Genomic DNA, 18624 nt, shown 5'->3' on the forward strand with positions numbered 1-18624 from the left:
GAGACCGACAACATGCGACACATCATTTCCATCCTGATCGAAAACGAAGCCGGTGCCTTGTCCCGTGTGGCTGGACTCTTTTCCGCCCGTGGTTACAACATCGAGTCGCTCACCGTGGCCCCCACCGAGGATCCCTCCCTTTCGCGCATGACCATCCTGACCCGGGGGTCCGACGAGGTGCTGGAGCAGATCACTAAGCAGCTCAATAAATTGGTCGATGTGGTCAAGGTGGTCGATTTGTCGGAAGCCGCCCACGTCGAGCGGGAACTCATGCTCATCAAGTTGCGCGCCACGGGCAAGGACCGCGAGGAGATGAAGCGCATGGCCGACATCTTCCGTGGCCGCATCATCGACGTGACCGAATCGACCTACGTGGTCGAACTCACCGGCGCCAGTTCCAAGCTTGATTCCTTCATCGCCGCTCTGGATGGGGGGCTGATCCTGGAAACCGTACGTACCGGCGTTTGCGGCATAGGCCGCGGCGATCGCATTTTGAAGGTGTGAGACGTAAAAAATGAAAAGTGAAGCGTGACGGGTTCATCGCCTTTCGCCTTCCACGTTTCAATGTACTATTTTTTGTGAGGAAACAATGAAAGTTTATTACGACAAGGACGCCGACCTCTCCCTCATCAAAGGCAAGAAGGTCACCATCGTTGGCTACGGTTCCCAGGGCCATGCCCACGCCCAGAACCTCAAGGATTCCGGCGTCAAGGTGACCGTCGGCCTGCGCAAGGATGGGGCGTCCTGGTCCAAGGCAGAGAAAGCCGGCCACAAGGTCGAGGAGATCGCCAAGGCCGTCAAGGGTGCAGATGTCGTCATGATCCTTCTGCCGGATGAGCAGCAACCCTCGGTCTACTACCAGCATGTCGAGCCCAATCTGAAGAAGGGAGCGGCGCTCGCCTTCGCCCACGGCTTCAATATTCACTACAACCAGATCATTCCCCGCGAGGACGTGGATGTCATCATGGTTGCCCCCAAGGGCCCCGGCCACACGGTTCGGTCCGAGTACCTCAAGGGGGGTGGTGTGCCCTCCCTGATCGCCGTCTACCAGGACAAGACCGGCAAGGCCAAGGATGTTGCCCTGTCCTACGCCGCGGCCAATGGCGGCACCAAGGGTGGCGTCATCGAGACCAATTTCCGGGAAGAAACCGAGACCGACCTCTTCGGTGAGCAGGCCGTGCTCTGCGGCGGCGCCGTCGAGCTGGTCAAGATGGGCTTCGAAACCCTGGTTGAAGCCGGCTACGCTCCCGAAATGGCCTACTTCGAGTGCCTGCACGAACTGAAGCTGATCGTGGACCTCATGTACGAAGGCGGTATCGCCACCATGAATTACTCCATCTCCAACAACGCGGAGTATGGCGAGTACGTGACCGGTCCCGAGGTCATCAACGAGCAGTCCCGCGCCGCCATGCGTAATGCCCTCAAGCGCATCCAGCAGGGTGACTACGCCAAGATGTTCATTCTGGAAGGCAAGACCAACTACCCGGCCATGACCGCCCGCCGCCGCCTGACCGCCGCTCACCCCATCGAGCAGGTCGGCGCCAAGCTGCGTGACATGATGCCGTGGATCAAGAAGAATAAGCTGGTCGATCAGTCGAAGAACTAATTTTGCTGATGGCTCGGTAGCGCGTTGTTGCGCACGCTTGCCGTACTAAAGTACTGTCCGCGTGTGCGCGCCTAGCGCTACCTTCCCTTTGGGCGGTGTGGCAATCTGCACCGCCCGATTCGTTTTAGGGTTGAAATGAACTATCCCCATCCAATTCTGGCCCGCGAGGGCTGGCCTTTCATCGCCGGCTCGCTGGTCCTGGCGATTGCAGCGTCCTACGCCGGCGCATGGTCGCTGCCCTTGTGGATCATTTTCATCTTCTGCGTCCAGTTCTTCCGCGACCCGGGTCGCGTGATTGCCGGCAGTGGGCCCAAGAGCGTCGTGGCGCCTGCCGATGGGCGGGTGATCGTGGTCGAGGAGACCGAAGATCCCTACCTGCAACGCCGCGCCCTCAAGGTCAGCGTGTTCATGAACGTCTTCAATGTTCATTCCAATCGGGCGCCCATCGACAGCACCGTGCAGCAGAAGTGGTACAACGCGGGCAGCTTCGTCAATGCTGCCCTGGCCAAGGCTTCGATCGAAAATGAACGTTGCGCTCTCCATCTCAAAACGCAGGATGGGCGGGACGTCACTTGCGTCCAGATTGCCGGCCTGGTGGCCCGGCGCATCCTCAATTATGTCGATGCCGGAAAGGCCCTCGCCCGGGGTGAGCGTTACGGTTTTATCCGTTTCGGTTCCCGGGTCGATCTGTATCTGCCGCTGGACAGCAAGGTCAAGGTGGCCATAGGGGAAAAGGTGTATGCTTCGACGACCCTGTTGGCCGAACTCTCCTAGCCGATGACCGAACTCAAGCCCCGCAAGGCCCTGTTCAATCCCGAGATCAAGCGCCGCGGGATTTACGTCCTCCCCAATCTGTTCACCACCGCCGCGTTGTTCTGCGGATTTTTCGCCATCGTGCAAGCGATGCAGGGGGATTATTACCGCGCCGCCCTGGCCATTTTTGTCGCCATGGTCCTGGACGGCCTCGATGGCCGCGTTGCCCGCCTGACCCATACCCAGTCCGCCTTTGGCGCCGAGTACGACTCCCTTTCCGATATGGTGAGTTTTGGCGCTGCGCCCTCGCTCGTCATGTATGAATGGGCTCTTAAGGACATGGGGCGTCTGGGTTGGATCGCCGCCTTCATCTACTGCGCTGGCGCTGCGTTGCGTCTGGCCCGCTTCAACACCACCCTCACCGTGATGGACAAGCGCTTCTTCCAGGGCCTCCCCTCCCCGGCGGCAGCCGCCCTGGTGGCGGGGTTCGTCTGGGTGATGATCGACCACGGCATCGCCGGGGGCGACGTCCGTTGGCTGGCTTGCGTCCTGACGCTCTTTGCCGGCATCACCATGATCACCAATGTACGCTACTACAGCTTCAAGGACGTCAACCTCAAGAAGAGCGTGCCGTTCTTCGTGATCGCCGCCATTGCCCTTGGGTTTGCCGTGGTGGCCTACAGCCCCGAGGTATCCGCGTTTGGCTTCTTCATCATCTATGCGCTCTCGGGTTATGTCCTGGCACTGGTGGGACTTTTCCGCAAGAAGCCCACGCTGGGCTGATCCCCGGGGCAGCGCTAGAATGACCGCCTGACGCGAGGGCGGCGGATATCACCGCCGCCCGGAATTTTCCGTACGGAGCACACGATGAAGCAACCCCTGGTCATTTTCGACACCACCCTGCGCGACGGCGAGCAAAGTCCCGGCGCCTCCATGACCAAGGAGGAAAAGATCCGCGTCGCCCGCCAACTGGAAAAGATGCGGGTGGACGTCATCGAAGCCGGTTTCGCCGCCGCCTCCCCGGGGGACTTCGACGCCATCCACGCCATTGCTGCTGCCATCAAGGATTCCACCGTCTGCTCCCTGGCCCGGGCCAACGAGAACGACATCGGCCGCGCCGGCGAGGCCATCAAGCCCGCCAAATCCGGGCGCATCCATACCTTTATCGCCACCAGTCCCATCCACATGGAGAAGAAGCTGCGCATGACCCCGGACCAGGTGGTCGAGCAGGCGGTGAAGGCCATCGGCTGGGCGCGGGGCTACACCGACAACGTCGAGTTCTCCGCCGAAGACGCTGGCCGCTCCGAGCTGGATTTCCTCTGCCGCATCTTCGAGGCGGTGATCAAGGCCGGCGCCACCACCATCAACGTGCCGGACACCGTCGGCTACAACATCCCCTTCCAGTTCGCCGACACCCTGCGCCAGGTCATCGAGCGGGTGCCCAATTCCGATAAGGTGATCTGGTCCGTCCATTGCCACAACGACCTCGGCCTGGCCGTGGCCAACTCCCTGGCCGCCGTCCTGGCCGGCGCCCGCCAGGTGGAATGCACCATCAACGGTCTCGGCGAGCGGGCCGGCAACGCCTCCCTGGAAGAGGTGGTGATGGCGGTGCGTACCCGGGCCGACGTCTTCCCGGTGGAAACCCGCATCGACACCACCCAGATCGTGCCGGCCTCCAAACTGGTGTCCCAGATCACCGGCTATCCGGTGCAGCCCAACAAGGCCGTGGTCGGCGCCAACGCCTTTGCCCACGAATCGGGCATCCACCAGGATGGCGTCCTGAAGCATCGGGAAACCTACGAAATCATGCGCGCCCAGGACGTGGGCTGGACCCAGAACAAGCTGGTCCTGGGCAAGCACTCGGGCCGCAACGCCTTCAAGACCAGACTCTCCGAGCTGGGTATCGAATTGGAGAGCGACGAGGCCCTCAACGCCGCATTCGCCCGTTTCAAGGAACTGGCTGACAAGAAACACGAGATCTTCGACGAAGACCTGCATGCCCTGGTCTCCGAAGAGGTGGTGACCCCCGAGAACGACCACTACAAGCTCGTCTATTCCCACGTCTGCTCGGAAACCGGCGAAATGCCCCACGCCCAGGTCATCCTCGCCGTGGGCGGCGTCGAGCACAAGGGCGAAGCCGACGGCGGCGGGCCGGTGGATGCCACCTTCAAGGCTATTGAGAGCATTGTCGGTAGCGGGGCCGAACTGCTCCTCTATTCCGTCAACGCCATCACCACCGGCACTGACGCCCAGGGCGAAGTCACTACGCGGCTATCCAAGGGCGGACGCATCGTCAATGGCAGCGGCGCCGATACCGACATCGTCATCGCCTCCGCCCGCTCCTACCTCAACGCCCTCAACCGGCTGCATTCCAGTCTGGAGAAGGTCAAGGCCCAGGGCGACGTATGACATTCCTCGCGGGGAGCAAGAATAGGCTGCCGTCAGGCGGCCTATTCTGTTTTTGAGGGGCGGGTGGCGCGCACGTAAAGGATCACCAGGGCGAAAAGCAGGACCACCAGACTCGTTTCGACCATCGCCAGAATCTGCGACAACCCCTGATCGCTGGTGGCCCTTGCCAGTCCTTCCGCCAGGTAAAGCATGAGGAACAGCGACACCCATTTGTAGGTGTAGCGCTTGCCCCGCAGGATGCCGAACAGGGGGGCGAGGAGGAAGACGGCCTTGAGGGCGAGCCAGGAGCCGCCGGGTTTCAAAGGGGCGAGCCACAGTTCCCAGGCCAGGCAGAGGAAGATGAGGGTGACGAGGGCAGCGCTGGCTGCCAACTGGAGTCGGGCCGGGGTCAAGGGCGCACCAGTTTGGCGGCGACCTCGGCGAGGCGGCGGCCCTGGGCGAAGGCCAGGCGGCTCTCGGCCTCGGTCAGGGTGGGGTCGCCGCTGGCGCCGGCGATGTGGCTGGCACCGTAGGGGGTGCCGCCGTGGGTGGTCGTACTGAGATCGGGTTCGGTGAAGGGCAGTCCCAGCACCAGCATGCCGTGATGCAGGAGAGGCAGGGTCATGGAGATCAGGGTCGTTTCGTTGCCGCCGTGCAGGGCTGCGGTGGAGGTGAAAACGCAGGCCGGCTTGCCGGCCAGGGTGCCGTTCTGCCAGGCCGCCACCGTGCCGTCCCAGAAGTACTTCATCGGCGCCGCCATATTGCCAAATCGTGTAGGGCTGCCCAGAGCCAGGGCGCAGCACTCGGCGAGGTCAGCTTCCTCGACGTAAGGGGCGCCGTGGGGCGGTACTTCAGGTTCGGTGGCGATGCAGGTGGGCGATACCCGCGGAACGGTGCGCAGGCGGGACTGCATGCCGGGCACCGAGTCGATACCCCGGGCGATGCGCTCGGCCAGCGCGCGGACCGATCCGCGGTGGCTGTAGTAGAGGACGAGAATGTCGTGCATGGTCGGCTATTATCTCCAAAAGTGCTTGGGTTCAATCTCCCGGAGAATACCGTGCAAGGAATTTCCCCTTTCGAGAGCTTCCGGCCGTGAGCCGCCGACCTTCCCGCCCTCGGGCCGGGGGAGGCGGGCCTGGCGGTGTCGGGGCGATCGTCTCCCGCTTCCGGGAAGAGAATATGGTTCAGACCAGCGCGGCGCTGGCGTTCACAACGCTTCTGGCCCTTGTTCCGCTCCTGGCCCTCTTTGTCGCCGTCGGGAGTGCCGTGCCCTTCGTCGAAGGGCTTTTGAGTCGCTTCGACGCCCTCCTGGTCGAAACCCTCCTGCCCAGCGGCAGTAGCGGAACCATCGTCAAATATCTGGGCAATTTTGCGGGTAAGGCGCAACGGCTGACCATTCCCGGCATTGTCTTCTTGGCGGCGACGGCGATTTTCCTGCTGGCGACCATCGAGAAAGCATTCAATCACGTCTGGCGGGTGGAACCCCGGCCGCTTCTCGCGCGTCTCAAACTTTACGCCATCGTCGTTGCGGTCTGGCCCCTCGTCCTGGGTGCGATCGCTGCGCTAATGTCCTTTGCCGTTTCGGCGTCCCTGGGGGTATTCACGGAACCCCCCTGGGTCCGCATCATGCTGCTGAAGGGGCTCTCCATCGCCCTGTTGGGGCTCTTCTTTGCCTTTCTCTATTACGCAGTACCCAACGCCCGGGTGAGTCGCCGCGGGGCCTGCCTGGGGGGGCTGTTCGCCACGCTGCTTTTCGCCGCCATGCAGCGCGGTTTCGAACTTTACCTCGGTAGCTTCGGCAGTTTCAGGAGCATCTACGGCGCCTTTGCCACGGTGCCTATCTTCCTGGTGTGGCTGCAACTGTCCTGGGCGGTGATCCTCCTCGGAGGTCTGCTCGCCGCTACAGTCTTTCGTCCGGGCGGACGGTAAACATCTCGACGCTGGAGGTCTGCTCGCTGACCTCGGTCGCCCGGTATTCACGAATTTCGAAATTCCCTGCTTCGACCAGGACGATGAGTTTCTGGTCCCTGTCCGTGACCGTGCCGACCGGTACGATGAGCGCCGGCAGCGGGCGCAAGGGGGGCAGCTTGGGCAGCAGCACGGCTTCACGCTTGCCCTGGCGCTCGTTGTCGTGGGGCGCAGCGATCTGGGCTGGCATGCCGCGGGGGGACAGTACCTGGAGCCCGATTTCGACATGGGCTGGATTTTCCGAAATCGCCCAGCGCACCAGGCAGATGTGCCAGGGCCCGGTATCCGTGTCCACATGCCCCTCGTGAGGATGGACGGCGACCACGTCGCCCACCTGCAGGCGGTCGGTAGGGCCACTCACATGCATCATGGCATAGCCATCGGGGCTTTCGTTGATGACCATCCACTCGCTCTTTCCAGGCGGCTGGTCGGGGTGGCGAAGCAACTGCCAGAGCTTGTCCAGGCCACTGCACAGGTCGGCCCGATAGGACTGGCGGCGGCGGGTGAATTTCCGCTTGGCGGGGTGGCCCCATAGGGCGGCCAGACGCCGCAGGACTCCCTGCCCGGCCGTCGTTCCAGCGAAGGCAGGCAGCCCCAGTTCGGCGACCGGAACGCCGCGGCGCAGCGCCGCCAGCCGATCGGCGGCCGTCTGTGCGAGGGCGTCGCAGGCAAAGAAATAGACATCCGTCTCCGGCGGGGGCGGGCGCCGGGCCAGGGCCTGGGCAGGCTGATCCTTGCTCGGATCCACCCAGAAGATGGCTTCGCCATCCGGCGGGGGTTCGGAGCGGATGTCGACGGCTTTGGTGCAGTCGTCGATGTAGTTGACGATGAATTCCAGCTCCCGCGAGGTAAAGGAGGCTGGCTGTGCGGCGGCGACCAGCAGAATCGAGGCGTAAATCTGGGCGATACGGCGTTCCTCGCTGACCGTATCCTGCTCCCCGGCGGTAAAGCGGCGGGAAGAGCGGTAGCAACCGTGCAACTGTTGCCAAATGCCGGGCGCGGGCGGCGCTGCGACCAGAAAGCCGATGCCGAGATGCCAGGCGAGGCAGTGCATGACGCGCCGCAAAGTGATCTGGGGGGAACGTGGCCTTCCTCCGGCCTCATCGGCCCGCATCGACAGGGTGGCCACGTAGTCCTGGGCCAGGATTTCCAGCAGTTCCTGCAGGTTGCGCACGGCCTGGCGCAGCCGGCGCGGAATGGGCAATGTGGCTTCGTGCAGAGCCGGGAACTGGGCCAGGGTCATGTGGACCACGTGGCTGTACAGGAGGTCGAGAATTCTGAGGCGCTGGGTGACGCCTATGGGGGTTCCCCGCAGGCTCTGAAGCTGGGCGAGAAGCCCCTCGGCGTCGTCCAGGGTGGTGCGGCCGTGGGCCATCGCCAGCCATTCCAGAATGGCCTTGACGTTCTTTTCGGCGAGGTCGGTGGCGGTGGCGGTCATGGCGGCTCAGCGGACGGAAGGAGGGAGGATAAACAATTCCGGCGCTTTTCTCCATTGGACTAAAGTCATGGGTGTCGGCCGGGTGGGGGAAGGGCTGGCAGCATTGGGTCCGCTGGCCGCCCGCTGGGTGCCGGGCGCGCAGAAAGAGGCTCGGAACGGCTTGTTTTTGTTCGCTTAAGCGCTATAATCTCAGGTTTTTCCTGCACCGAAAGAAAGAATTTTCATGGTCGTGATCCGTCTTGCCCGTGGCGGCGCAAAGAAGCGCCCCTTCTACAACATGGTCGTTACCGACTCCCGCAACCGCCGCGATGGTCGGTTCGTCGAGCGGATCGGCTTCTACAATCCGGTGGCTGCCGAGTCCGAAGAAGGCCTGCGTGTGGCTATGGATCGCCTGAGCTACTGGCAGCAGAACGGCGCCCAGCTGTCGCCGACCGCTGCCCGCCTGGTCAAGCAGTACGCCGCCAAGCAGGCTGCCTGAGAAACCAAACGGAATGCTCCTGGCGTCGTTGCGCCTCTTCGCCGGACGGATGTGTGTTGTCTTTGTCGGCGGGCCTGGCCCGGGCCGCTTTGCTTCATTCCGTTTTCGTTTCTGAGTAGTTCGTTTGTCCGGCAGCGCTATCGTCGTCCTGGGGCGGCTGGCAGACCCCTACGGCATCCGCGGCTGGATGAGGGTGCACCCCTTCGGCGACGACCCGCTGGCCTGGAAGGCCATGCCGGCTTGGTGGGTCGGCAAGGAAGGCGGGCCCTGGCGTGAAGTCGCGCTGAAGGGTCTGAAGCTGCACAGCGACGGCGTGGTGGTACTCCTCGACGGGGTGCCGGACCGGACCGCTGCCGAAGCGCTGAAGGGCCTGCTGGTGGGGGCGCCCCGCCAGGCCTTGCCGGCCACCGGCGAAGACGAGTTTTACTGGGCCGATCTGGTTGGCCTGGAAGTAGTGAATGCCGCGGGCGAGCGGCTCGGGCAGGTGGCCGGGCTGATCGAGACCGGGGCCAACGATGTGCTGCGGGTCGCTGCGGCGGACGGAACGGAGCGTCTGCTTCCCTTCGTCGAGTCGGTGGTGCTGGCCGTGGAGAAGGAATCCGGAATCATCCGGGTGGAGTGGAGGAGCGACTGGTGAGTCGCGAACCGGGACCCGTTCTCCGGTTCGATTGCGTGACCCTCTTCCCCGAGATGTTTGCGGCGGTGACCGAGTGCGGCATTACGCGGCGGGCGCTGGAAGAAGGACGCTGGGGGTGGCAAGGCTGGAATCCGCGGGATTTTGCCGAAAACGCCTGGCGTCGGGTGGATGATCGTCCCTTTGGTGGCGGGCCGGGCATGGTGATGCAGGCCGGGCCGCTGGAAAAGGCGATCGCGGCCGCCAAGGCAGCACAGCGTGAGGCAGGTTTGGCGAAGAGCCGGGTCATCTACCTCTCGCCCCAGGGCGCGCCCCTCACCCACGAACGGGTAATGGCGCTGGCGGCTGGGGAAGAAGGCCTGGTCCTGCTGTGCGGCCGTTACGAAGGTGTGGACGAGCGTCTGATCGAGCGCTGCGTCGATGAAGAAATTTCGATCGGAGATTTTGTGCTGTCCGGCGGCGAGTTGCCGGCGATGGCGTTGATCGACGCCGTTGTCCGCCAGTTGCCGGGGGTGCTGGGCGATGCCGCTTCGGCGGTGGAAGATTCGTTCGTGACGGGCCTGTTGGACTGCCCGCACTACACGAGGCCCGAAGTGTATGAAGGACAAGGGGTGCCGGAGGTCTTGCTGTCCGGCGACCACAAGCGAATCCGGCGTTGGCGATTGAAGCAGTCGTTGGCGCGGACCCGGGAGCGCCGCCCGGAGTTGTTTGCCCATCGGCTGGCGCAGCGCGCGATGAGCGCGGAAGAGACGCAACTCCTCACGGAGCTTTCCGGAGAGGAGCAATGCGGTGAGTAGATGTTTTTAACTTGAAGGATCTCACATGAACCTGATCGAGCAACTGGAACAAGAAGAAATCGCCCGTCTGGGCAAGACCATTCCCGCTTTCGCCCCCGGCGACACCGTCGTCGTCCAGGTGAAGGTCAAGGAAGGCAACCGCGAGCGTCTGCAGGCCTACGAAGGCGTCGTCATCGCCAAGCGTAACCGCGGCCTCAACTCCGCCTTTACCGTGCGCAAGATTTCTTCCGGCGAAGGTGTCGAGCGTACTTTCCAGACCTATTCTCCTCTGGTCGCCTCCATCGAAGTGAAGCGCCGTGGCGATGTGCGCCGCGCCAAGCTCTACTTCCTGCGCGACCGCTCGGGCAAGTCTGCCCGCATCAAGGAAAAGCTGGCGGCCAAGAAGGTCGGCTGACCACTCGGCCCGCCACGACCAGGGCGCCTGCGGGCGCCCTTTTTTTGGTCGCTTTTCCGTGAGTCATGGGCGATCCATGCCCCCCGGAACCGCTGGTGCCGGGCGCTCAAGGCGTTGTGGCTTCGTACCCCGCTGCACCGGACGAAACGACGGAGACAAAGACGAAATCCTCGCTGCCCACGTTGAGGGCGCCGTGCACCTCGCCCGGGCGGGCGACGGCGACCTGTCCCTTGGACAGGGGGCGCCGAACCCCGTTGCCCTGGTAGTACTGGGCGGAACCCGAAATGACGATCCAGGTATCCTGCCCGGTGGGGTGAAAATGGGCGGCTATTTCCTGGCCCGGGCGGGCGTGCCAGACGACGACCACTGAATCGGGAGTCTCCAGCATCACCGAGCGGATGGGGGTATCGGGGGAGGGCTGAACGAAATCGACGATGTCGAATAGGCGTTGGGGTGCGGACATGAGGGGCTCCTGGCATGGGGCGGCCAATGTCAGGGATGGGCCGCAGCCACATCCTACGGCCCATCCCGGGTTTGTGCAACGCAGCAATGCCCCGTGGAGTGCCCTCAGTAATTGCGGCCGAGGTCCATGCCCGCATACAGGCCGGCGACCTGCTCGCCGTAGCCGTTGAAAGGCAGAGTGTCCCGCTTGAACAATTCGCCGATGCGGCGTTCCCGGGCCTGACTCCAGCGTGGGTGATCGACCCGCGGATTGACGTTGGCGTAGAAGCCGTAATCCCGGGGGGCAACGCGGTTCCAGGTGGTGAGCGGCTGTTCCTCGACGAAGCGGATACGGACGATGGACTTGCCGCTCTTGAAGCCGTATTTCCAGGGCACCACGACCCGCAGCGGCGCGCCGTTCTGGGGGGGCAGCACCTCGCCGTAAAGGCCCAGGGTCAGGAGAGTGAGCGGATGACGCGCTTCATCCAGCCGCAGCCCTTCCACGTAGGGAAACTCCAGTACCACGAAAAAGGGCAGGGACATGCGGGCCTGGTCGTAATAGGACTCGAATTCCACGTAGCGGGCGCTGCCCAGGGGTTCTACCTGACGCAGCAGCGCATCGAGGGGAAAACCGATCCAGGGGATGACCATGGACCAGCCTTCGACGCAGCGTAGGCGGTAGATGCGCTCTTCCAGTGGAGCCAGGCGCAGGATGTCGTCCAGGTCCAGGGTGCGGGGCCGCCGTACCAGGCCCTCCAGGGTGACGGTCCAGGGGCGCGTGGGCAGGCGATGGGCGTTGCGGGCCGGGTCCAGCTTGTTGATGCCGAATTCCTGGAAGTTGTTATAGCCGGTGACCTCCTCGTAGGCGGTGAGCTTCTCGGCGATGGAGTAAGGGCTGCGCAGGCTCGCGGCCAGTGCACTGCCCCGCCGGGGTGCCGATTCGGCCAACGCCCCCGGCAGGCTGCCGGCCAGCCCCAGGCCGGCCAGGGTACGCAGGAAGGCGCGTCGATCCTCGAACAGGGGGCGAGGGGTGATTTCCGAGGGCGGGCAGTCGGCAAGGTGGCGCATGCTTGGGAGGCTCCTTTCAATCTCGGACAGGAAGGGGTGCCGGACGTTCGCGCCGGGGCTTGTCCACCGGAGGGAATGGCGCCATCATGCGCCCATCGCGTTTCGGAGGCCCGCCATGCGGCAGATTCTGGTCTATGGAGATTCTCTCTCCTGGGGCATCGTCCCCGGAACCCGGCGCCGTTTCGATTTCTCCACCCGCTGGCCGGGGGTGCTGGAAGCGGGGCTCGCCGCCCGTTACCTTGGTGTGCGCGTCATCGAGGATTGCCTCAATGGCCGCCGCACCGTCTGGGACGACCCTTTCAAACCGGGGCGACGGGGAATCGAAGGGCTTGCCCAGCGCATCGAGGTCAATTCTCCCCTCGACCTGGTGATCCTGCTCTTGGGGACCAATGATTTCCAATCCATGCACCCCCACAACGCCTGGCATTCCGCCCAGGGGATCGCCGCCCTGGTGCAGGCCATCCGGCAGGCGCCCATAGAGCCGGGCATGCCGGTGCCGCCCGTGCTCATCGTCGTTCCTCCGCCCTTCGACGATCCCCGGGGGCCCATCGGTCCCAAGTTTTCGGGCGGGGAAGGACGCTCCGCGGGCTTGGCGGAAGCCTACCGTGAAGTTGCTTTCACTTTGGGCTGTCCCTACTTCGACGCAGGGAGCGTCACGCCCGCCAGCAGCGTGGATGGGGTGCATCTCGACGCCGATCAGCACGGTCGTCTGGGCGAGGCCCTGGTCGAGATCGTGGCGGGCCTCTTGTAGCCGCCGGCTCAGTCGTTGGGGGCGTCCAGGCCGGGAAAAAGCACTTCGGTGAAGCCGAAGCGGCTGAAGTCCCGCACCCGCATGGGGAAGAGCTTGCCGATCAGGTGATCGCATTCGTGTTGTACCACCCGGGCGTGGAAACCTTCGGCGATGCGATCGATGGGGCTGCCCTCGGGATCCACGCCCCAATAGCGAATCCGCTGCCAGCGCGGAACGACACCGCGCAGACCGGGTACGGACAGGCAGCCTTCCCAGCCGTCTTCTTCCTCTTCCCCCAGGGCTTCGATACGCGGATTGAGCAGGACCGTGCGCGGGACCGGCGGCGCATCCGGGTAGCGTTCGCTGCTGTCGAACCCGAAAAGTACGACCTGGAGTCCGACGCCGATCTGGGGGGCCGCGAGGCCGACGCCACCCGCGGCAGCCATGGTGTCGTGAAGGTCTGCGATCAGGGCGGCGAGTTCCGCCGTGCCAAAGTCGCTGACCGGCGCAGCCGTTTGCAGGAGGCGCGGGTCACCCATGCGCAGGAGGGGGCGGACGGGCATGGATTCAGACCCCTCGCCGGGGGAAGCGGGAACTGGAAGGGCGCGGCCGACGCGGTGGCGGCGGGGTCGGGCGGCGGTGGCCCCGGGCGAGATGCCAGGCGCCGAAGACCGCAGTCACCAGGAGGAGCGGTCCCAGGGCGACGAGGTCGGTGCGTGGCGCCTGGGGGTCGACGCTCGCCTCGCGCAGGCAGAAGGCCCACCAAGGCAGGGCACACAGCGCGAGGGCCAGGCGGCTGCTCGGCGAATAGATGGGAACGAAGACCGGCACCGTAAAGACGCCGGCCAGAATGGCGCACAGCAGGGGGTTGAAGGCAAATACCCCCAGGGGCCAGAAAAACAGGGTGAGCAGATCGGGCATGGAAGGGAAGAGCAAGCCGCAAGACGGCGAGGATACTCCCCTTACCGACAGGCGTCGCTCAGGTGCGGAAGCGTTGGGCGCTGCTCCTCAATTCCGCCGCCAGTGCGGTGAGGGTGCGGGCCGACTCCGCGGTCTGCTGCGCGGCGGCGTTGTTTTCTTCCGACGACTGCGCCACCTTCTCGACGCGATGGGCGATTTGCTGACTGGCCACGCTCTGCTCCCGGATGGCGTCGCCGATGTCTGTCACCGCACGGACCACGTGGTCGACGCTGTCGCGGATTTCCTGGATGGCCGACCCGGCCTGGCTGGCCAGGTCCACGCCCCGGTCCACCTGGCTGACGGCCGATTCCATCTGGTGCAGCGAGGCGGCCGTGTCCATCTGGATCTTGTCGATCATGCTGCCGATTTCGCCCGTGGCGCTCGCCGTGCGCTCGGCCAGTTTGCGCACCTCGTCTGCCACCACCGCAAAGCCGCGACCGGCCTCGCCGGCCCGGGCCGCCTCGATGGCGGCGTTGAGGGCCAGCAGATTGGTCTGGTCGGCCACGTCCTTGATGACCTGGACCACGGTGGAAATGCGTGCCGAACTCTCGCTCAGGGAATTCATGTTTTCCGCGGTGGCGCGCACGGTATTGGCGATGGTGTTGATTTCCGCGATGGCTTCCTCGATGACGCGGCCGCCGTCCTTGGAAAGCTGTCCCGCCTGCTCGGCTGTATGGAGGGCGTCCCGGGCATTGTCGGAAACGTGGTTGATGCTCACCGACATTTCCTCCACCGAGGCCGCCATGGAAGAGGCCGACTCGCTGGTGTCGGCGGAAGCCGACGCCACCTGGGAAGAAGCCCCGGCCAGCGCCGAGGCGGCTTCCTCGGTGCGGGCCACCGAACTGGACATACCGCCGATCATGCTGCGCAGGCTTTCCTGCATCTGCTGCTGGCGGGCCATGAGGCTCTCGCGGTCTCCCGCGCTGACGGCCAGGTTCTGGCGCAAATCCCCCTCGGCGATGCGGGCCACTGCCGCCCGGGCCTCGTCCGGCTCGCCACCCAGGGTCCGGAGGATCGCCGTCGTAGTGCGCAGGCCGAGGATGATGATGACCGCCAAGGCAGCAAGGGCGATCCCGACCATGAGCATGAGGGTATTGCGGCTGCTGACGTCGGCCTGGACCTTGGCCTCTTCGGCGACGGCGAGGTTGAGATCGACGATCTTGCCCAGCGTCGCCGCAGCCTGAGCGATGAGGGGATAAGCCGCGTCCAGGGCAGCCAGATATTCCTTCTTCAACTCCTCGCGGGCGAGTTCTTCGCTTGCTCCGGCCAGGCGTCCGGCGAGGTCGTTCAGCCTGGCATCGGCGGCTTTCCAGGTGTTCCACTCAGGGACGAACTGCTTCCATAAAGTCTCCTCCTCAGAAGTCTGAGGCAGGGGTTCGTAGATCGCCCAGCCCTTGTCGATATGGCTCCAGATTTCCTTGCGGTGTCCGACGACGGCCCCGATGCCGTTCCACTGCTCCGGCTGGCTGAAGATGGCCGCCACCTTGCCGTTCTCCGAGCGCAGCGCCGTCTGGCCTTCACGCATCATCTCCAGGCCGACGATGGAGGGCAGGCGCACCACGCTGATTTCGTGCAACTGGGCGCCGGTCTTCTGGATGCCCAGGATGCCCATGCCCGCGACGAGAACGAGGGCGACGAAGCTTGCAGCCAGAAGCGTGATGAGCCGCGCTTTGACGGTGGTGCCGGTTTGCATAGGGTTCTCCGAAAATCAAGTAGCATTCGACCCGCGGTTTCCCTGAGTCAATTTTCGGATATTACCTATTTTTGGCGAATCTGGACTTCACCGAGGAGAAGTTTTTTGCTGCATCACAGGGCCAGGTGGCCGCCGGGGAGGGTGTGGGCCATCTGCACCCGGGTGAGGGTCGGCCGGAGGTCGAGTCCCGTGGCGGCTTTGAGGGCTGCGGCCCGCTGGCGCAGATCTTCCAGGGAGCAGGCCAGCGTCTCGCCCACCGCGGCAAAGGTGATGGCATTGCCGCTGTCGCAGGAGGGGAAAGCCAGGGCGCGGTCGTCGAAGGCGGCGGCGATACGCTCCACACTGGCCCGGTAGCCCCGGTTGCGCCCCAGGTGATTGACGGCAATGAGCCCTTGATCCGTCAGGCGCGCGCGGCAGGCGGTGTAGAAGGGGGCGGTGTCCAGCACGCCGGCACGGCCGTCGGGGTCGAAGCCATCCACCACGATCAGATCGTAATCCTCGCCTCCCGCCGCCATGAAGCGGGCGCCGTCATCGACGACGATGGACAGCCGCCGCGGGTCGTCGGGAAGGCGGAAGTAGTGGCGGGCGACGCTCTCCATGCGCGGGTCGATTTCCACCACCGTGATGCGGCAGTCCGGCCGATGCCGGTAGAGAAACTTGGGTACCGATCCCGCCCCCAGTCCCACCAGCAGGGCGCGACGCGGCCAGGCCGCATCCGGCTTCAGGAGCAAGGCGGCCATCAGTTCCCGGGTATAGTGCAGTTCCAGGGACCAGGGGCGGCCGATGCGCATGGCGCCCTGGATCCAGTCGGACCCGAAGTGGAGATAGCGAACGCCGGCTTCTTCGCTGAGGTCTATCGCATGCATGGGGCGGCCTTTCTGGGCCGGCATTGTAGCTTGCTCAAGAGGCCGTCGTTTCGGCCGTAATGAAGCCGTTGGCGTCTGCGGGGGAAAACTGTGCTGACTGCGCATCAGATGCGTTGGGGAGTGGACCAGTGGGCCGCCTATCTGAGTGGCCAGGAACTTCCCTGCATGCCACGTTCCAAGGTCATGCTGGCGGCCCTGGAGCAGGTCAAGGGTGACTTCCTTTCTGCAAGGGAACTCGCCGACATCGTTTCCGCCGACCCCTTTCTCTGCCTGCGCCTGCTGCGGGAGGCCGAAAAGCGGCGTACCCAGCGCCTGGGCCACGAGACGACCACCCCCCTTGCAGCGGTGATGCAACTGGGGGTCGACGGCTTCCGCGAACTCCTCCTCAGCAGTCCGGAAACCGTCGAGGACAATCTCGGGCTCGCTGCCTGTGAAGCCCGCTCCCATCTGGCCGCCCAACTGGCCTTACAGTGGGGGTCGGCGCGCTCCGACATCTCGCCGGAGGAAGTGGCCTTGGCCACCCTGTTGGCGGAAATGGGCGAATTGCTCCTCTGGGCTTTCGCTCCGGAATTGCCCCTCGCTGCCCTGGAAGCCCTGGAATCGGGCCGGGCCGACCGCAGCGCCCATGCCCAGGAGCAGGTCTGCGGCTTCGTCTTCAAGCAGCTCACCCTCAAATGCACGGTGATCTGGAGCCTGCCCCCCCTGGTGCAGCAATTGATGCGGGGGGCCGACAATCCCCGCGCCAATCTCTCCCGCATCTGCGTCGATACCGCGCGCCACCTGGCGGCAGGGCCGGACAATCCTGCACTGCCCAGCGACCTTGCGGCCGCCCGCAAGATGATTCCAGGCGCTTCCCTGCCATGGCTGGCCGAGCGCATGGCAGGCCTGGACGAGGCGCGCCGGGGCCAAGTGGTCGCAGCGGCGGAAGAAATCCTGCGCGCTGGAGAATGACAGGTCTCAGGCGGAGCCTGCTTCCTCGCCGGGCACGGGCTCCGGAGCCTTATCCACCTCGATGGTCAGGGACATGCCGCTGGTGCTGGAGGGCTCGCCCTTGCGGCTCCTGAGCTTGATGGCCAGCCGCAACTCGTTGGTCGAATCGGCGTTGCGGATGGCCTCCTCGTAACTGATGTGGCCGGCGTCGTAGAGGTCGAAGAGCGCCTGGTCGAAGGTCTGCATCCCCAGTTCCCGGCTTTTGTCCATGACCGGCTTGATCGCCGCCGACTGACCCTTGGACAGCAGTTCCGCCACCGTGGGGGTGTTGAGCAGGATTTCGATGGCGGCCTTGCGCTTGCCGTCCAGGGACCGGATCAGGCGCTGGGAAATCACCGCCTTGAGGTTGGTGGCCAGATCCATCATCACCTGGGGCTTGCGTTCGTCGGGGAAAAAATTGACCACCCGGTCCAGGGTCTGGTTGGCGTTGTTGGCGTGCAGGGTCCCCATGCACAGGTGGCCGGTTTCGGCGAAAGCCAGGGCGTGCTCCATGGTTTCCAGGTCGCGGATTTCCCCGATCAGGATGACGTCCGGCGCCTGGCGCAGGGTGTTCTTCAGCGCGTTGTGCCAGGAAAGCGTGTCTATCCCCACCTCGCGGTGGGACACCAGGCACTGCTTTGAAACGTGAACGTACTCCACCGGATCCTCCACCGTGATGATGTGGCCCGGCGCACTGCCGTTGCGGTGGTCGATCATGGCGGCCATGGTCGTCGATTTGCCCGACCCCGTCCCCCCCACCACCAGCACCAGGCCGCGCTTGGCGGTGATCACCTCCTTGAGGACCGGCGGCAGGCCCAGTTTTTCGAAATTGGGGATTTCGCTGGTGATGGTGCGGATCACCATGCTCACCGCCGCCTGTTGCTGAAAGACATTGACGCGAAAGCGCGCCACGCCGGGCAGGGAAATGGCGAAATTGCACTCCAGTTCCCGGTCGAATTCCTCCCGCTGATTGCGGTTCATCATGGTCATCGCCAGATTGCGGGCCACGTCGGCCGTCAGCTTCTGGTTCGAAAGCGCCTTCATGGTGCCGTGCACCTTCATCGTCGGGGAAAAATCCCGGGCGATGAACAAATCGGAGCCGCCGTGCTGAACCATCGCTTTCAGCAGGTTATGCATGTAATTCTTGTACTGGTCGCCCAGGATTTCTTCGCTCATGTGCCACCTCGCCGCTGTCGGGGAAAGGCCGTCGCCAAACGCTCCCGCGCCGACCACAGCCACCCGGCAAGGCTACAGGGCCTGAGCCATCAGTCAACCGTCATGGCTGTTCGCCGGCTGACGCCATCCTGGACAGGGCAGCCGCGTCCGAGTATGCGGAAATTGCCGGGGCGATGAGCCTGGCACGCCGTCCCGCGAGGGCCTCGGTCTCGGCGCCGCGGTAGGCTCGGTTCGCCTCCGTGGGGTGTGGCGAAACCTCGTGGCG

The 18624-nt window shown here is 64.5% G+C and carries 22 protein-coding genes; 12 read left to right on the top strand and 10 right to left on the bottom strand.

Annotated elements, in window-relative coordinates; all coding sequences use genetic code 11:
* The first annotated feature begins 12 nt into the window (after positions 1 to 12).
* The 5 genes from ilvN to IPM73_04340 all read left to right on the top strand — a co-directional run bounded on the left by ilvN (position 13) and on the right by IPM73_04340 (position 4768).
* Complete coding sequence (gene ilvN, locus IPM73_04320; protein MBK8917289.1) at positions 13 to 504, top strand: acetolactate synthase small subunit; 492 nt, start codon at positions 13 to 15, stop codon at positions 502 to 504.
* A gap of 85 nt (positions 505 to 589) precedes the next feature.
* Complete coding sequence (gene ilvC / locus IPM73_04325; GenBank protein MBK8917290.1) at positions 590 to 1606, top strand: ketol-acid reductoisomerase; 1017 nt, start codon at positions 590 to 592, stop codon at positions 1604 to 1606.
* 135 nt (positions 1607 to 1741) lie between these two features.
* Complete coding sequence (locus IPM73_04330; protein MBK8917291.1) at positions 1742 to 2380, top strand: phosphatidylserine decarboxylase; 639 nt, start codon at positions 1742 to 1744, stop codon at positions 2378 to 2380.
* A 3-nt stretch (positions 2381 to 2383) separates the two neighbouring features.
* Positions 2384 to 3142, top strand: coding sequence for a CDP-diacylglycerol--serine O-phosphatidyltransferase (pssA, locus tag IPM73_04335; protein ID MBK8917292.1), 759 nt, complete (start codon positions 2384 to 2386; stop codon positions 3140 to 3142).
* Between the two features lie 84 nt (positions 3143 to 3226).
* Positions 3227 to 4768, top strand: a complete 1542-nt coding sequence (locus IPM73_04340) for a 2-isopropylmalate synthase (protein ID MBK8917293.1) — start codon at positions 3227 to 3229, stop codon at positions 4766 to 4768.
* A gap of 41 nt (positions 4769 to 4809) precedes the next feature.
* Here the strand turns inward: IPM73_04340 and IPM73_04345 are convergent, their stop codons facing one another.
* Together IPM73_04345 and wrbA are read right to left on the bottom strand one after the other, a co-directional pair.
* Entirely contained in the window at positions 4810 to 5160 is a 351-nt protein-coding gene (locus IPM73_04345; protein MBK8917294.1) for a DUF2069 domain-containing protein, read from the bottom strand.
* Positions 5157 to 5753, bottom strand: a complete 597-nt coding sequence (gene wrbA, locus IPM73_04350) for an NAD(P)H:quinone oxidoreductase (protein MBK8917295.1) — start codon at positions 5751 to 5753, stop codon at positions 5157 to 5159. Before wrbA ends, IPM73_04345 begins: the two co-directional genes overlap by 4 nt.
* A 173-nt stretch (positions 5754 to 5926) precedes the next feature.
* On the opposite strand from wrbA, the gene IPM73_04355 reads away from it, so the two are divergent.
* A complete protein-coding gene (locus IPM73_04355) occupies positions 5927 to 6676 on the top strand; it encodes a YihY family inner membrane protein (GenBank protein MBK8917296.1) in 750 nt (249 codons plus the stop codon).
* Here IPM73_04355 and IPM73_04360 read toward each other — a convergent pair.
* A complete protein-coding gene (locus IPM73_04360) occupies positions 6648 to 8153 on the bottom strand; it encodes a hypothetical protein (GenBank protein MBK8917297.1) in 1506 nt (501 codons plus the stop codon). The genes IPM73_04355 and IPM73_04360 overlap by 29 nt on opposite strands.
* A gap of 223 nt (positions 8154 to 8376) precedes the next feature.
* Here IPM73_04360 and rpsP point away from each other — a divergent pair, with 223 nt between their 5' ends.
* From rpsP to rplS, 4 genes are all read left to right on the top strand, one after another.
* Positions 8377 to 8631, top strand: coding sequence for a 30S ribosomal protein S16 (rpsP, locus tag IPM73_04365; GenBank protein ID MBK8917298.1), 255 nt, complete (start codon positions 8377 to 8379; stop codon positions 8629 to 8631).
* A gap of 139 nt (positions 8632 to 8770) precedes the next feature.
* Positions 8771 to 9268 carry a ribosome maturation factor RimM gene (gene rimM / locus IPM73_04370; GenBank protein MBK8917299.1) on the top strand — a complete coding sequence of 166 codons (498 nt, stop codon included), beginning with the start codon at positions 8771 to 8773 and terminating at the stop codon, positions 9266 to 9268.
* On the top strand, positions 9250 to 10062 hold the full coding sequence (gene trmD, locus IPM73_04375) for a tRNA (guanosine(37)-N1)-methyltransferase TrmD (GenBank protein ID MBK8917300.1): 813 nt from the start codon (positions 9250 to 9252) through the stop codon (positions 10060 to 10062). The genes rimM and trmD overlap by 19 nt, the downstream gene beginning before the upstream one ends.
* Before the next feature lie 25 nt (positions 10063 to 10087).
* Complete coding sequence (rplS, locus tag IPM73_04380; GenBank protein ID MBK8917301.1) at positions 10088 to 10456, top strand: 50S ribosomal protein L19; 369 nt, start codon at positions 10088 to 10090, stop codon at positions 10454 to 10456.
* Between the two features lie 106 nt (positions 10457 to 10562).
* Here the strand turns inward: rplS and IPM73_04385 are convergent, their stop codons facing one another.
* Together IPM73_04385 and msrP are read right to left on the bottom strand one after the other, a co-directional pair.
* Positions 10563 to 10919, bottom strand: coding sequence for a cupin domain-containing protein (locus tag IPM73_04385; GenBank protein ID MBK8917302.1), 357 nt, complete (start codon positions 10917 to 10919; stop codon positions 10563 to 10565).
* 104 nt (positions 10920 to 11023) lie between these two features.
* Positions 11024 to 11965 (bottom strand): protein-methionine-sulfoxide reductase catalytic subunit MsrP, encoded by a 942-nt coding sequence (gene msrP / locus IPM73_04390; GenBank protein ID MBK8917303.1) that lies wholly within the window; start codon positions 11963 to 11965, stop codon positions 11024 to 11026.
* A gap of 115 nt (positions 11966 to 12080) precedes the next feature.
* Between msrP and IPM73_04395 the strand changes: the two genes are divergently transcribed.
* A complete protein-coding gene (locus IPM73_04395) occupies positions 12081 to 12716 on the top strand; it encodes an SGNH/GDSL hydrolase family protein (GenBank protein ID MBK8917304.1) in 636 nt (211 codons plus the stop codon).
* 8 nt (positions 12717 to 12724) lie between these two features.
* Here IPM73_04395 and IPM73_04400 read toward each other — a convergent pair whose 3' ends face one another.
* From IPM73_04400 to IPM73_04415, 4 genes are all read right to left on the bottom strand, one after another.
* The gene (locus IPM73_04400; protein MBK8917305.1) at positions 12725 to 13258 is read right to left on the bottom strand and encodes a peptide deformylase; all 534 of its coding nucleotides are present in this window, start codon (positions 13256 to 13258) and stop codon (positions 12725 to 12727) included.
* A 4-nt stretch (positions 13259 to 13262) separates the two neighbouring features.
* Positions 13263 to 13616, bottom strand: coding sequence for a hypothetical protein (locus IPM73_04405; GenBank protein ID MBK8917306.1), 354 nt, complete (start codon positions 13614 to 13616; stop codon positions 13263 to 13265).
* Between the two features lie 58 nt (positions 13617 to 13674).
* Positions 13675 to 15348, bottom strand: a complete 1674-nt coding sequence (locus IPM73_04410; GenBank protein MBK8917307.1) for an MCP four helix bundle domain-containing protein — start codon at positions 15346 to 15348, stop codon at positions 13675 to 13677.
* A 113-nt stretch (positions 15349 to 15461) separates the two neighbouring features.
* The gene (locus tag IPM73_04415; protein MBK8917308.1) at positions 15462 to 16214 is read right to left on the bottom strand and encodes a fused MFS/spermidine synthase; all 753 of its coding nucleotides are present in this window, start codon (positions 16212 to 16214) and stop codon (positions 15462 to 15464) included.
* Between the two features lie 165 nt (positions 16215 to 16379).
* Here IPM73_04415 and IPM73_04420 point away from each other — a divergent pair, with 165 nt between their 5' ends.
* Positions 16380 to 17165: an HDOD domain-containing protein gene (locus tag IPM73_04420; GenBank protein ID MBK8917309.1), complete on the top strand. Its 786-nt coding sequence runs from the start codon at positions 16380 to 16382 to the stop codon at positions 17163 to 17165.
* Between the two features lie 6 nt (positions 17166 to 17171).
* Here the strand turns inward: IPM73_04420 and IPM73_04425 are convergent, their stop codons facing one another.
* On the bottom strand, positions 17172 to 18359 hold the full coding sequence (locus IPM73_04425) for a PilT/PilU family type 4a pilus ATPase (protein MBK8917310.1): 1188 nt from the start codon (positions 18357 to 18359) through the stop codon (positions 17172 to 17174).
* Positions 18360 to 18624 lie beyond the last annotated feature (265 nt).

This window comes from Betaproteobacteria bacterium, assembly GCA_016720065.1.
GTDB lineage: Bacteria > Pseudomonadota > Gammaproteobacteria > Burkholderiales > Rhodocyclaceae > SSSZ01.